Annotated in this window: 12 protein-coding genes and 1 riboswitch; of the genes, 11 read left to right on the top strand and 1 reads right to left on the bottom strand. The window is 61.9% G+C overall.

What is annotated here, in order from left to right; all coding sequences use genetic code 11:
- Window position 1 precedes the first annotated feature (1 nt).
- From DBP26_RS12805 to astE, 10 genes are all read left to right on the top strand, one after another.
- A complete protein-coding gene (locus DBP26_RS12805; protein ID WP_108240349.1) occupies window positions 2-1,114 on the top strand; it encodes a succinylglutamate desuccinylase/aspartoacylase family protein in 1,113 nt (370 codons plus the stop codon).
- 21 nt (window positions 1,115-1,135) lie between these two features.
- Window positions 1,136-1,900, top strand: coding sequence for an ATP-binding cassette domain-containing protein (locus DBP26_RS12800; RefSeq protein ID WP_108240350.1), 765 nt, complete (start codon window positions 1,136-1,138; stop codon window positions 1,898-1,900).
- Between the two features lie 143 nt (window positions 1,901-2,043).
- Window positions 2,044-3,027, top strand: coding sequence for a transcriptional regulator ArgR (argR, locus tag DBP26_RS12795; RefSeq protein WP_108240351.1), 984 nt, complete (start codon window positions 2,044-2,046; stop codon window positions 3,025-3,027).
- Between the two features lie 362 nt (window positions 3,028-3,389).
- Complete coding sequence (locus tag DBP26_RS12790; protein WP_108240352.1) at window positions 3,390-4,610, top strand: aspartate aminotransferase family protein; 1,221 nt, start codon at window positions 3,390-3,392, stop codon at window positions 4,608-4,610.
- Between the two features lie 175 nt (window positions 4,611-4,785).
- Window positions 4,786-5,817, top strand: a complete 1,032-nt coding sequence (gene aruF, locus DBP26_RS12785; protein ID WP_108240353.1) for an arginine/ornithine succinyltransferase subunit alpha — start codon at window positions 4,786-4,788, stop codon at window positions 5,815-5,817.
- Between the two features lie 91 nt (window positions 5,818-5,908).
- Window positions 5,909-6,934: an arginine N-succinyltransferase gene (gene astA / locus DBP26_RS12780; RefSeq protein ID WP_108240354.1), complete on the top strand. Its 1,026-nt coding sequence runs from the start codon at window positions 5,909-5,911 to the stop codon at window positions 6,932-6,934.
- Complete coding sequence (gene astD, locus DBP26_RS12775) at window positions 6,931-8,403, top strand: succinylglutamate-semialdehyde dehydrogenase (protein ID WP_177411050.1); 1,473 nt, start codon at window positions 6,931-6,933, stop codon at window positions 8,401-8,403. Before astA ends, astD begins: the two co-directional genes overlap by 4 nt.
- A 187-nt stretch (window positions 8,404-8,590) precedes the next feature.
- Entirely contained in the window at window positions 8,591-9,937 is a 1,347-nt protein-coding gene (astB, locus tag DBP26_RS12770) for an N-succinylarginine dihydrolase (protein WP_108238162.1), read from the top strand.
- Window positions 9,938-10,013: 76 nt separating this feature from the next.
- Window positions 10,014-10,301: a topoisomerase II gene (locus DBP26_RS12765; RefSeq protein ID WP_108238163.1), complete on the top strand. Its 288-nt coding sequence runs from the start codon at window positions 10,014-10,016 to the stop codon at window positions 10,299-10,301.
- An 18-nt stretch (window positions 10,302-10,319) separates the two neighbouring features.
- The gene (gene astE / locus DBP26_RS12760) at window positions 10,320-11,327 is read left to right on the top strand and encodes a succinylglutamate desuccinylase (RefSeq protein ID WP_108238164.1); all 1,008 of its coding nucleotides are present in this window, start codon (window positions 10,320-10,322) and stop codon (window positions 11,325-11,327) included.
- 54 nt (window positions 11,328-11,381) lie between these two features.
- On the opposite strand, the gene DBP26_RS12755 is transcribed toward astE, so the two are convergent.
- The gene (locus tag DBP26_RS12755) at window positions 11,382-11,876 is read right to left on the bottom strand and encodes a 6,7-dimethyl-8-ribityllumazine synthase (RefSeq protein WP_108238165.1); all 495 of its coding nucleotides are present in this window, start codon (window positions 11,874-11,876) and stop codon (window positions 11,382-11,384) included.
- Window positions 11,877-12,004: 128 nt separating this feature from the next.
- Window positions 12,005-12,163: riboswitch (FMN riboswitch) on the bottom strand.
- 186 nt (window positions 12,164-12,349) lie between these two features.
- On the opposite strand from DBP26_RS12755, the gene ltaE reads away from it, so the two are divergent.
- Window positions 12,350-13,354 carry a low-specificity L-threonine aldolase gene (gene ltaE / locus DBP26_RS12750; protein WP_108238166.1) on the top strand — a complete coding sequence of 335 codons (1,005 nt, stop codon included), beginning with the start codon at window positions 12,350-12,352 and terminating at the stop codon, window positions 13,352-13,354.
- Window positions 13,355-13,446: the final 92 nt, after the last annotated feature.

The raw sequence follows: 13,446 nt of genomic DNA, 5'->3' as shown, positions 1-13,446 counted from the left end.
TATGCAACGCATCGATCATGACTTGCCGTGGGGCAATCTCGGCACGCAGCGCAGCGTGAGCGTGTTCCGTTTTGGTCAGGGCGAGCGCAAGGCTTACATCCAGGCCAGCCTCCACGCCGATGAACTGCCTGGCATGCGCACGGCCTGGGAGCTGAAACAACGCCTCGCGGACCTGGAGTCACAGGGTTTGCTCAAAGGGGTGATCGAACTGGTGCCTGTGGCCAATCCGATCGGTCTCGGGCAAGTGCTGCAGGGCAATCATCAGGGGCGTTTCGAATACGGCACCGGCAAGAATTTCAACCGTGATTTCACTGAACTGAGCGAGCCGGTGGCCGAGCAGCTGGCGGGCAAACTGGGGGACGATCCGCATGCCAATGTGGAGCTGATTCGCCGCGCCATGGTCGATGTGCTCGAGCAACTGCCGCCTGCGAGCAGCGAGCTGGCCGGCATGCAGAGGGTGCTTCTGCGCCATGCGTGTGACGCCGACATCGTTCTGGACCTGCACTGCGACACCGATGCCGCACTGCACATGTATGCGCTGCCGCAACATTGGCCACAATGGCGCTCGTTGTCGGCGCATCTGGGTGTCAGCGTCGGGTTGTTGGCTGAAGATTCGGGCGGCAGCTCGTTCGATGAGGCCTGTTCGTTGCCCTGGCTACGGCTGGCGCGGCGTTTCCCTGAAGCGAAGATTCCTCTGGCCTGCCTGTCGACCACCCTGGAACTGGGCGGGCAATCCAATACGGGCAAGGCGCAAGCCCACGCCTACGCCGAGGGAATCCTGGCATTCCTCGCCGAACAGGGTCTGATAGGCGGCGAATGGCCGAAGGCGATCCATGAGGCGTGTGAGGGCATGCCTTTCGAAGGCACCGAAATGATTTACGCACCTCATCCGGGCGTGCTGACCTTTCTGCGTCCGGCAGGCGTCTGGGTCGAGCCGGGCGAGCCGTTGTTCGAAGTGGTCGATCCCCTCACCGATCGGGCGACCATAATGTGCGCCACCACGGCCGGCGTCCTGTTTGCCATCGAAAAGTTGCGTTACGCCCAACCGGGGCTTTGGATGGCGAAGGTGGCGGGTCGTACTCCGCTGCGCAGCGGCCGTCTGCTCAGCGATTGATTACCTGTGAGAACCGAGAACATGAACAAACTGGAAATCCAGGACTTGCATAAATGCTACGGCACTCACGAAGTCCTCAAAGGTGTTTCGCTGACCGCCAAGGCAGGCGACGTGATCAGCATCATCGGCTCCAGCGGCTCGGGCAAGAGCACGTTCCTGCGTTGCATCAACCTGCTGGAGCAGCCCAAATCCGGGCGGATCCTGCTCAACAACGAAGAGCTGAAGCTGGTCGCGAACAAAGACGGCGGCCTCAAGGCAGCGGACCCCAAGCAATTGCAGCGCATGCGCTCGCGTCTGTCGATGGTGTTTCAGCATTTCAACCTGTGGTCGCACATGACGGCGTTGGAAAACATCATCGAAGCGCCCGTGCATGTGCTGGGTGTGCCAAAAAAAGAGGCGTTGGAAAAGGCCGAACACTACCTGAACAAAGTGGGCGTGGCTCATCGCAAGGACGCCTATCCAGGCCACATGTCCGGCGGCGAGCAGCAGCGCGTCGCGATTGCCCGGGCGCTGGCCATGGAGCCGGAGGTGATGTTGTTCGATGAGCCGACCTCGGCGCTGGATCCGGAGCTGGTGGGCGATGTGCTCAAAGTCATGCAAGCCCTGGCTCAAGAAGGCCGTACCATGGTCGTGGTCACCCACGAGATGGGGTTTGCCCGGGAAGTCTCCAACCAATTGATTTTCCTGCACAAGGGTTTGGTCGAAGAATACGGCGACCCCCGTGAGGTGCTGGTCAGTCCGAAGTCCGAACGCCTCAAGCAGTTTCTGTCCGGCAGCCTGAAGTAGCCAGGCGCGCCGTCGCGAACGGTGCGTTTTACCTCGGAACAGTTCATGCTGCGCGTCGACCGCCGACACGAATTGCAGACCCAGAACCCCATTGCACGCCTGGCGTGCGACCCCCAACAGTGACACGTTTCGGATTGCACGCCATGACTGCCCATCGAATCGGATTTCTCATCTGGCCCGGCACCAAAGCCCTGACTCTGGCGCTGGCAGAGGAGGCCCTGCGTGTCGCTCAGCGGGTGCACCCCGAAGTGGCTTATGAACTGGCGTTCATGCACGCCGAGCCTGAAGAGCAGGGCAACGGGTGGCAGTTGCCGGGTGAGTCGTGGGCCGGGCGGCTGGAAGGTTGTCAGAAGGTTTTCCTGCTTGCCGACGAGCCGCCCGCGCCGATGTCGTCTGCGCTGGCCGGCGCGCTCAAACAACTGGTGCGGGCAGGTTGCGTGATCGGTGGTCTGTCGGCAGGTGTGTATCCGTTGGCGCAATTGGGGCTACTCGACGGCTATCGAGCGGCCGTGCACTGGCGCTGGCAGGATGACTTTGCCGAGCGTTTCCCGAAAGTGATCGCGACCAGCCATTTGTTCGACTGGGACCGGGATCGCATGACTGCCTGTGGCGGCATGTCGGTGCTGGATCTCATGCTGGCCGTGCTCGCGCGCGACCATGGGGCCGAGTTGGCCGGTGCGGTGTCCGAAGAGCTGGTGGTCGAGCGCATTCGCGAAGGGGGCGAACGTCAGCGCATTCCGCTGCAGAATCGCCTGGGGTCCAGTCATCCCAAGCTGACTCAGGCGGTGCTGCTGATGGAAGCCAACATCGAGGAACCGTTGACCACCGACGAAATCGCCCAGCATGTGTGCGTGTCCCGCCGTCAGTTGGAGCGCATCTTCAAGCAGTACCTCAATCGCGTGCCGAGCCAGTACTACTTGGAGCTCCGTCTGAACAAGGCGCGTCAGATGCTCATGCAGACCAGTAAGTCGATCATCCAGATCGGCTTGTCCTGCGGCTTTTCCTCGGGTCCGCATTTCTCCAGTGCCTACCGTAATTTCTTCGGTGCCACGCCTCGGGAAGACCGAAATCAGCGACGCAGCAGCAGCCCCTTCGAACTCTCCTCCGTTCCCGCCGAGCGTGGCTGAGCCCGGCCCTTGGTCGCGCGGGTGACCCTCTGTAGGCGCGAGTGTGCCCACGATGAATCTGTGTCAGTCGCCGACAGGCTCGCTTGAGTGCGTGAGCACCCACAAGCCCGCTCCGACAGAGAAGGGCAGTTCCGTTGCTCGAACCCGGCAAATCAAATCGACAGACCGCTGCTACAACCACTCGCCAACGTTTAAACTGCGCCTTTCCGACGCAATTTGTCGCATTGCCGAAAGCCTCGGAAAAACCCGGTTTTGCGCTATAAGAAGTTGTCGCTTGGCGGCAAGGCCGGGGTGAAAGCAGTCCTTACAATCCTTCCATCGCTCGCCAGTTCCAGGCAGGCGTTCCTCTTCAGGAGACTCCGATGTCCGTTGAGCAAGTACCGGTGCAACGTGCCGATTTCGACCAGGTGATGGTCCCCAACTACGCTCCTGCCGCGTTCATTCCTGTGCGTGGCCAAGGCTCCCGGGTGTGGGATCAGTCGGGACGTGAACTGGTGGATTTCTCCGGCGGCATCGCGGTCAACGTGCTAGGCCACGCTCATCCGGCGCTGGTAGGCGCATTGACCGAACAAGCCAACAAGCTGTGGCACGTCTCCAACGTATTCACCAACGAACCGGCATTGCGGCTGGCGAAAAAGCTGGTCGACGCGACGTTCGCCGATCGCGTGTTCTTCTGTAACTCGGGTGCGGAAGCCAACGAAGCGGCTTTCAAGCTGGCCCGCCGCGTGGCCCATGATCGGTTTGGAACCGAGAAATACGAAATCATCGCTGCGTTGAACAGCTTCCATGGCCGCACGCTGTTCACTGTCAGCGTCGGTGGTCAACCGAAGTATTCGGACGGGTTCGGTCCGAAAATCAGCGGCATCACCCATGTGCCGTACAACGATCTCGCGGCACTGAAGGCGGCGATCAGCGACAAGACCTGCGCGGTGGTACTGGAGCCGATTCAAGGCGAGGGCGGTGTACTGCCTGCCGAGCGGGAGTACCTGCAAGGCGCCCGCGAGTTGTGCGACGCGCACAACGCGCTGTTGATCTTCGACGAAGTGCAGAGCGGCATGGGCCGCAGCGGCCACCTGTTCGCGTACCAGCACTACGGCGTCACCCCGGACATCCTCTCCAGTGCCAAGAGCATCGGCGGTGGTTTCCCGATGGCCGCGATGCTGACCACCGAGGCGCTGGCCCAACACCTGTCGGTCGGCGTGCACGGCACAACCTACGGCGGCAACCCGCTGGCCTGCGCGGTGGGCGAGGCGGTCATCGACGTGGTCAATACCCCGGAAGTCCTCAAGGGCGTCACGGCCAAGCATGCGCTGTTCAAGGCGCGTCTGGAAAAGATCGGCCAGCAATACGGCGTCTTCAGCCAAGTGCGCGGGATGGGTCTGTTGATCGGCTGTGTGCTGACGGACGCCTGGAAGGGCAAGGCCAAGGACTTCTTCAACGCTGCCGAGCACGAAGGCGTGATGATCTTGCAAGCCGGTCCCGATGTCGTGCGTTTCGCGCCGAGTCTGGTGATCGAAGAGGCGGACATCAACGAGGGGCTGGAGCGTTTCGAGCGCGCGGTGGCGAAGCTGACAGCGGCGTGACAGCCACCCCGTAACCTGTAGGAACGCGCTTGCGCCTGTCGCGGCCGTGTCGACTGACACACCGCGATCGCCCAAGTGCGGCCCAGACCAAGCGCGCTCCTACAGGCATCTGCATGAATGATTTTATTTTTCTGGTACCGGGCAATCGCCCTGATTTTTTTCAAGGAGTGACACCATGCTGGTAATGCGCCCCGCGCAAATGGCGGATCTGAGCGAGGTCCAGCGGCTTGCCGCGGACAGCCCGATCGGTGTCACGTCCCTGCCGGATGACGCCGGTCGGTTGAGCGACAAGATCGCCGCGTCCGAAGCGTCGTTCGCCGCCGAGGTGAGCTTCAATGGCGAAGAGACCTATTTCTTCGTGCTCGAAGATACCGAATCCGACCGTCTGGTGGGGTGCTCGGGAATTGTTGCGTCCGCGGGCTACTCCGAGCCGTTTTACAGTTTTCGCAACGAAACCTTCGTCCACGCCTCCCGCGAACTGAAGATTCACAACAAGATTCACGTTCTGTCCCAATGCCACGATTTGACCGGTAACAGCCTGTTGACCAGTTTCTACGTGCTGCCGGAGCTGGTGGGGACGCTGTGGTCCGAACTCAATTCCCGTGCCCGACTGTTGTTCGTCGCCGCCCACCCGGAGCGTTTTGCCGACTCGGTGGTAACCGAGATCGTGGGTTACAGCGATGAAAATGGCGATTCGCCGTTCTGGGACGCCATCGGCCGCAACTTCTTCGACCTCAATTACGCTGAGGCCGAGAGGCTGTGCGGGCTGAAAAGCCGGACATTCCTGGCCGAGCTGATGCCTCATTACCCGATCTACGTCCCGCTGCTGCCCGATGAAGCGCAGGAGGCCATGGGGCAGGTTCACCCGCGTGCGCAGATCACCTTCGACATTCTGATGCGCGAAGGCTTCGAAACCGATCATTACATCGACATCTTCGACGGTGGCCCAACCCTCCACGCGCGCACTTCCGGCATCCGCTCCATTGCGCAGAGCCGTGTGGTGCCGGTGAAAGTCGACCCGGTCCACAGCGACGACGCCGTCAAAGGGGGGCGTCCGTACCTGGTCGCCAACAGTCAGTTGCAGGACTACCGCGCGGTGATGCTGGAGCTCGATTGGGTCCCCGGCAAACCGGTTACGCTGAGTGTGGCCGCCGCCGAAGCGTTGGGCGTCGGCGAAGGCGCCAGCGTGCGCATCGTCGCGGTTTGACAGTTGAGTCATCGGTGGCCGCAGCGGCTGCCGTATCGCAGGTTAGCGAGTTGGCCGGTGTCCCCATGAAGACCCGGCGTGAGGAGAAAGCATGATCGTTCGTCCCGTACGCAGCACTGACCTACCGGCGCTGATCGACCTGGCACGCAGCACCGGCGCAGGCCTGACCACGCTGCCTGCCAATGAGGAGCGTCTGGCGCACCGGGTGAGCTGGGCGGAGAAAACCTTTCGTGGCGAAGCCGAACGGGGCGACACCGACTACCTGTTCGTCCTCGAAAACGATGACGGACGTGTGGTCGGGATCTCCGCCATCGCCGGTGCGGTGGGCTTGCGTGAGCCTTGGTACAACTACCGCGTCGGACTGACCGTCAGCGCCTCGCAGGAATTGAACATCTACCGTGAAATTCCCACGCTGTTTCTGGCCAACGACCTGACAGGCAATTCCGAGCTGTGCTCGCTGTTTCTGCATGCGGATTACCGCCACGGTCTCAACGGCCGACTGCTGTCCAAGGCGCGCATGATGTTCATCGCGGAGTTTCCCGAATTGTTCGGCGCCAAGATCATCGCCGAGATGCGCGGCATGTCCGACGAACACGGGCATTCACCTTTCTGGGAAAGCCTGGGGCGTCACTTTTTCAAAATGGAATTCAGCCAGGCCGATTACTTGACCGGGGTCGGCAACCGGGCGTTCATCGCTGAACTGATGCCGAAATTTCCGTTGTACAGCTGTTTCCTCTCCGAGGCGGCGCGCAGTGTCATCGGCCGCGTGCACACCAGCACCGAGCCAGCGCTGACGATGCTCAAGGCCGAAGGCTTCAGCTATCAGGGGTACGTCGACATCTTCGACGCCGGGCCGGCCATTGAGTGCGAGACCGGCAAGATCCGTGCGGTGCGCGACAGCCAGGCGTTGGTGCTGGCCGTGGGCACGCCAGGGGACGACGCGACGCCTTTCCTTATCCACAACCGCAAGCGCGAAGACTGCCGCATCACCGCGGCACCGGCGCGCTTCGCCGCGGGCACGTTGGTGGTCGATCCCACGACGGCCAAGCGTCTGCGTCTGACTGCGGGCGATCAGGTGCGTGCGGTGCCGCTGTCTCCAGCCCGGGAGGGAGTCTGATGTCTACGTTGCATATCGCAGGTGCCTGGCAGGACGGGCAGGGCGAGCCGTTCGAATCGCTGAATCCGGTCACTCAACAGGTGATCTGGAAAGGGCGCAGCGCCACGTCGACGCAAGTCGACACGGCCGTCAAAGCCGCGCGTCAGGCATTTCCGGCCTGGGCGACTCGCACGCTGGAGGAGCGCATCGCCGTTCTGGAAGCCTTTGCCGCAACGCTGAAGCGACGTGCCGACGAGCTCGCTCGCTGCATCGGCGAGGAAACCGGCAAGCCGTTGTGGGAGTCGGCCACGGAAGTGACCAGCATGGTCAACAAGGTCGCCATTTCGATCCAGAGCTACCGTGAACGTACTGGAGAGAAGAGCGGTCCGCTGGGTGACGCCACGGCGGTTCTACGCCACAAGCCCCATGGTGTGGTGGCGGTGTTCGGGCCTTACAATTTCCCGGGTCACCTGCCGAACGGGCACATCGTCCCGTCGCTGCTGGCAGGCAATGCCGTGGTCTTCAAGCCCAGCGAGCTGACGCCGAAAGTCGCTGAATTGACGGTGCAGTGCTGGGTCGAGGCAGGCTTGCCGGCCGGCGTTCTGAACCTGGTGCAAGGCGCGCGGGAAACCGGCATGGCACTGGCCGCGAACGCCGGGATCGACGGGCTCTTCTTCACCGGCTCCAGTCGCACGGGTAATGCCCTTCACCAACAATTCGCGGGGCGTCCGGACAAGATTCTCGCTCTGGAAATGGGCGGCAACAATCCGCTGGTCGTGGATCAGGTCGCCGATGTCGATGCGGCGGTTTACACCGTGATCCAATCTGCCTTCATCTCGGCAGGCCAGCGCTGCACCTGCGCCCGGCGTCTGCTCGTTCCGCGCGGTACCTGGGGTGACGCGTTCGTGGCGCGGCTGGTGCAAGTGAGCGAGACCATTCAGGTGGGCGCGTTCGATGAGCAACCGGCGCCGTTCATGGGTTCGGTCATTTCCCTGGGCGCGGCGCGGGCGCTGATCGATGCGCAGGATCGGTTACTGGCCTGCGGCGCGGTGGCGCTGCTTGAGATGAGTCAGCCGGACGTCAATGCCGCGTTACTCACGCCCGGGATTCTCGATGTGACCCAAGTGGCGGATCGCTCGGACGAAGAGCTGTTCGGCCCTTTGCTGCAAGTCATCCGCTACACGGATTTCGACGCGGCCATTGCCGAGGCCAATAACACGCAATATGGGTTGGCGGCCGGGTTGCTGTCAGACTCGCAAGCTCGCTATCAGCAGTTCTGGCTGCAGAGCCGGGCGGGGATCGTCAACTGGAACAAGCCATTGACGGGGGCTGCGAGCAGTGCGCCATTCGGTGGCGTCGGCGCGTCGGGCAACCACCGCGCCAGCGCCTATTACGCGGCGGATTACTGCGCCTACCCGGTGGCATCGCTGGAAAGCCACGCGCTGGCATTACCGACGAGCCTGACGCCGGGTATTACGCTTGACGTATAGGCGGGTGGCTTGTCCCGCGATCTGTCGCGAAGCGGCAGCAAGGTCGGAAAATGCGTTGCTTCAGACAGACCGCGTCTCCTGACTTCGACGGGTTTCCCGTCGATCGCGGGACAAGCCACGCGCCTACAAAGACCGCGCTGCACACGAACATTGATGTTTATAAAAACAGATCCACGGAGCCTCACCGATGAAATCCTGCGAAGTCAACTTTGACGGTCTAGTGGGGCCGACCCATAACTACGGCGGGTTGTCCTACGGCAACGTTGCGTCCCAGAGCAATTGCCAGCAGTCGTCCAACCCGCGTGAGGCGGCCTTGCAAGGCTTGGCGAAGATGAAAGCGCTGATGGACATGGGCTTCACCCAAGGGGTCCTGGCGCCGCAGGAGCGCCCGGATGTGGCCGGGCTTCGCACGCTCGGTTTCAGTGGCACCGATGCGCAGGTCATCGAGCGTGCCGCACGCCAGTCCATGCCACTGCTCGTCGCCAGTTGCTCGGCGTCCAGCATGTGGGTTGCCAACGCGGCGACCGTGAGCCCGAGCGCCGACACTGGCGACGGCCGCGTGCACTTCACCGCCGCCAACCTTAATTGCAAATACCACCGCAGCATCGAACACCCGACCACCAGCCGCGTGCTGGGGGCGATGTTCGCCAATCCGTCCCATTTCGCTCACCATCCAGCGTTGCCTGCCGTCGCCCAGTTCGGTGACGAGGGCGCTGCCAACCATACGCGCTTCTGCCGCAGTTACGCCGAAGCCGGGGTGGAATTCTTCGTGTTCGGCCGCTCCGCCTTCGACACCCGCTTTCCTGCCCCGCAAAAGTACCCGGCACGCCAGACCCTCGAGGCGTCGCAGGCGGTCGCCCGGCTGCACGGCCTGAACGATGACGGCGTGGTCTACGCGCAGCAGAACCCAGCAGTGATCGATCAGGGCGTTTTTCACAACGACGTGATTGCTGTCGGCAACGGCGAGGTCCTGTTCTATCACGAGGATGCTTTCCTCAACACCGACCACGTGCTGCGCGAACTGCATGACAAGCTGGCGCGTCGCGGCGGACGCTTCCAGGCGATCTGCGTGCCGCGCATCGAGGTCGGCGTGGAGGATGCCGTGCGGTCCTACCTGTTCAACAGCCAGCTGCTGTCCCGCCCGGACGGTTCGATGGTGTTGATCGTGCCGGAAGAGTGCCGCAGCAACGCGCGCGTGTGGTCCTACCTGCAACGCCTGATTGCCGATGAAAGTCCGATTCGTGAGGTGAAAGTCTTCGACCTGAAACAGAGCATGCAGAACGGCGGAGGGCCAGCGTGCCTGCGCCTGCGAGTGGCGTTGAATGAAACGGAACTGGCGGCGGTCAACCCAGGCGTTATCATGACCGCGCCGCTGTACGACACCCTGACCCAATGGGTGGACCGGCACTATCGTGATCGCCTCAGCGAACACGATCTGGCCGACCCGCAATTGCTGATCGAATGCCGTACTGCGCTGGATGAACTGACACAGCACCTGAAGCTGGGCGCGGTCTATCCTTTCCAGATCGATTGATGCATCCATGGCATCGCGTATGGCCTGATCATCCCGGGCGAGCGATGTCTTCGCGTTTCACAGAGAGAATGTTGATATGACCGACGCCTTGCGTTTGCTTCTTGAAGACACCGACGGCACCCAGCTGGAAACGTCCTGCACGCGGTTCGCCGTGATCTGGCAAGGCAAGGAGGTGTGGATTCAGCAAGACGGCCGTGGCCAGTTGCTCATCGGCGTCGACGTCGATGAGGGGGATACCGAGTACGCCAATCTGCTGCTGCGTCCGATGGCGACCAACCTGGTGAGCCTGCAACTGGAAATGGAGGCGGCCGAGTCGGGCGAGGAAGACGATGGGCATGTGCATGGCCCGGACTGCAACCACTAATCTCTGGCAGGTATTCCCATGCTCGCCCTCGGCAAACTGCTTGAACTGACGTTGGCGGGACGTGAGCCCGCCGAAAAGACTCAACTGACTGTCGAAGGCGTGCGCATGCGCTGGCTGGCCGAGGGGGCACTGGAAGTTCGTCCACCCGAGGCCAGGGACAATGGCACGGACCTGCTCTTGTCCGCGGGCATCCATGGCAATGAAACCGCGCCCATCGAACTGCTCGATGACCTGATCCATGCCATCGCCCGCAGCGAGCTCAAACCCCGGGCCCGCATCCTGTTCCTGTTCGGCAATCCCGAAGCGATGCGCCGTGGCGAGCGTTATGTGGAGCAGGACGTCAACCGGCTGTTCAACGGGCGCCATGAGCTAAGCAGTGGCAACGAGGCGATCAGGGCCTGCGAACTCGAGCGTTTGGCAGCCAGCTTTTTCAGTGTGCCCGGTCGGTATCGGCTGCATTACGACCTGCACACGGCCATTCGAGGTTCGAAGATCGAGCAGTTTGCGCTCTATCCCTGGAAGGAAGGGCGCCAGCATTCACGTCGCGAGCTGGTGCGGCTGCATGGAGCGGGAATGAATGCGGTCTTGCTGCAGAACAAGCCCTCCGTGGTGTTCAGCGCCTACACCTATGACAAGTTGGAAGCAGAGGCCTTCACCCTGGAATTGGGCAAGGCTCGGCCCTTCGGGCATAACCAGCACGTCGACCTGTCGCGTTTGCGGACCATGCTCGACCACTTGATTCAGGGCACGGAGCCGCTGGTGGGGGGCGAGCTCGACGGGTTGAAGCTGTTCAGCGTGGCACGGGAAATCATCAAGCACAGCGATGCGTTTCGGCTGCATTTGCCGGCGGACATCGAGAATTTCACCCAACTGGACAAAGGGTATGTGCTGGCCGAAGACCTGGCCGATTCGCGCTGGGTGGTCGAGGAGGAGGGCGCGCGCATCATTTTCCCCAATCCGAAGGTCAAGAACGGGCTGCGTGCAGGGATTTTGATCGTACCGACCACCGACGAGCAGTTGGCCTGAACCCATTGCGTCTGGAGAGGGGAAGCGGCGCTCGCGGGAGCGCCGCCATGTCGATCAGCCCGCCGCTTTCTGCGGCTCGCCCAGGCGCCGCACGGCGCGCAACTTGGTGAGCGTGTCGGCACACGTTTTCGCGGCCTCCTGGCCCTTGTGCACGAAGTGATTGAAGAAATAGGTGTGGTGCTCTTCACCGGCATGGAAGTGGTGAGGGGTCAGGACCACCGAGAACACCGGTACTTCGGTTTCCAGTTGAACCTGCATCAAGGCGCTGATCACTGATTGGGCGACGAATTCGTGACGATAGATCCCGCCATCGACCACCAGACCGGCAGCGACCACGCCGCCGTAGCGTCCGGTCTTGGCCAGCAGTTTGGCATGCAGCGGGATCTCGAAAGCGCCCCCGACTTCGAAGAAATCGATGTCGCTTTCGGTGTAGCCATGTTGGGCCATCTCGGCGACGAAGCCTTTGCGCGCCTGATCAACAATATCTTTGTGCCAGCAGGCTTGAATGAAGGCGACACGCTCGTGAGCGTGGATTGCGGTGGGTTGCATCTGTTCTGACTCCTGTTTAATGAACAAACAGGGCGTGTTGGATCGAAGGGGAGGCCAGGGTACGGTCGTCCACGCTCAGAGGCGTAATGCCCCTGTGAAGCAATGACGAGACGATCCTGCGGTACCCACCCCGTTCTCTCTTCATCCGGACTATGACCGTCGGCTCTGGGATCGCACCAGATCTGCTGACCTTTTGCCCAGTACATCCAGGCAAAAGCGCTCGCGGGCTAGACGTGTTTCGCGCCATCACCGCCGGTGGGGAATCGCACCCCGCCCTGAGAACGTCGCCGACGGCATCTGTCGTCGGCGTGCCGTTTGTAACATAGATTCTCCTGCCATGCATGTAGCCGTTTCGATGGGTTTCATCGCCTTTTCTTATAAGCACGGCTTGGCAATCCTGTGTTCAGCCTTGATTATCGTTCGCTCCGGCCTCACCACCAGAGGTTCAGGCCATCTTTTCAGGGAGCTCCATCGTGACCGTTATCGATCTGCGCAGCGACACAGTGACCCAACCCACCGCCGGCATGCGCCAAGCCATGGCGAATGCGCCGCTGGGCGACGACGTTTACGGTGAAGATCCCACGGTCAACAAACTGGAGTCCTGGCTGGCCGAGCGGCTTGGATTCGCCGCCGCGCTGTTCGTACCCACGGGTACCATGAGCAACCTGCTGGGGTTGATGGCGCACTGCGAACGCGGTGATGAGTACATCGTCGGCCAGCAAGCGCACACCTACAAATACGAAGGCGGTGGCGCGGCGGTGCTGGGGTCGATCCAGCCGCAACCGCTGGACAATCAACCCGACGGTTCACTGGACCTGGATCAGGTCCTGTCGGCCATCAAGGCGGATGACTTTCACTTTGCGCGTACCCGCTTGCTGGCACTGGAAAACACCATGCAAGGCAAAGTGCTGCCGCTGGACTACCTGGCGGCTGCCCGCCGGTTGACCCACGAGAAAGGGCTAAGTCTGCATCTGGACGGCGCGCGTCTGTACAACGCGGCGGTCAAGCTCGGGGTCGACGCCCGAGAAATCACCCGCCACTTCGACTCGGTGTCGGTCTGCCTGTCCAAAGGCTTGGGTGCGCCGGTGGGCTCGGTGCTCTGTGGGTCTCACGCGTTCATCGCCAAGGCACGACGCCTGCGCAAGATGGTCGGTGGCGGCATGCGTCAGGCGGGCTTGCTCGCGGCGGCCGGATTGTATGCGCTGGAGCATCAGGTGGCTCGCCTGGCCGAGGATCACGGCAATGCTGCGCTCCTGGGCCAGTCGCTGGTCGAGCTGGGCTTCGAAGTCGAGCCTGTCCACACCAACATGGTCTACGTGCAGATCGGTGAACGTGCCGAAAAACTCAGGGCCTTTTGTGCCGAGCGGGGCATCGTGCTGAGCGCGGCGCCGCGCCTGCGAATGGTCACGCATCTGGACGTCAACGCGGCGCAGATCCAACAGGTGGTAGCGGCCTTCGCCGAATTCGGCAGCCGATAGTCGATCAATAAACCAATTGGCAGCTTCTATCGTACAAAGTGACTGTACCGTTGCAGCAACGCCTATATAATGCGGCCCTTTGCCGTCGTTTC

Origin of the sequence: Pseudomonas sp. RIT409 (genome assembly GCF_003052515.2) — a bacterium.
Lineage (GTDB): Bacteria > Pseudomonadota > Gammaproteobacteria > Pseudomonadales > Pseudomonadaceae > Aquipseudomonas.
This window is presented reverse-complemented; position numbering and strand designations above follow the sequence as displayed.

Excerpts from the sequence above, each read along its gene's own strand:
- DBP26_RS12805 (WP_108240349.1), top strand. The coding sequence starts at position 2 with ATGCAACGCATCGATCATGACTTGCCGTGGGGCAATCTCGGCACGCAG.
- DBP26_RS12800 (WP_108240350.1), top strand. The coding sequence starts at position 1,136 with ATGAACAAACTGGAAATCCAGGACTTGCATAAATGCTACGGCACTCAC.
- argR (WP_108240351.1), top strand. The coding sequence starts at position 2,044 with ATGACTGCCCATCGAATCGGATTTCTCATCTGGCCCGGCACCAAAGCC.
- DBP26_RS12790 (WP_108240352.1), top strand. The coding sequence starts at position 3,390 with ATGTCCGTTGAGCAAGTACCGGTGCAACGTGCCGATTTCGACCAGGTG.
- aruF (WP_108240353.1), top strand. The coding sequence starts at position 4,786 with ATGCTGGTAATGCGCCCCGCGCAAATGGCGGATCTGAGCGAGGTCCAG.
- astA (WP_108240354.1), top strand. The coding sequence starts at position 5,909 with ATGATCGTTCGTCCCGTACGCAGCACTGACCTACCGGCGCTGATCGAC.
- astB (WP_108238162.1), top strand. The coding sequence starts at position 8,591 with ATGAAATCCTGCGAAGTCAACTTTGACGGTCTAGTGGGGCCGACCCAT.
- DBP26_RS12765 (WP_108238163.1), top strand. The coding sequence starts at position 10,014 with ATGACCGACGCCTTGCGTTTGCTTCTTGAAGACACCGACGGCACCCAG.
- astE (WP_108238164.1), top strand. The coding sequence starts at position 10,320 with ATGCTCGCCCTCGGCAAACTGCTTGAACTGACGTTGGCGGGACGTGAG.
- DBP26_RS12755 (WP_108238165.1), bottom strand. The coding sequence starts at position 11,876 with ATGCAACCCACCGCAATCCACGCTCACGAGCGTGTCGCCTTCATTCAA.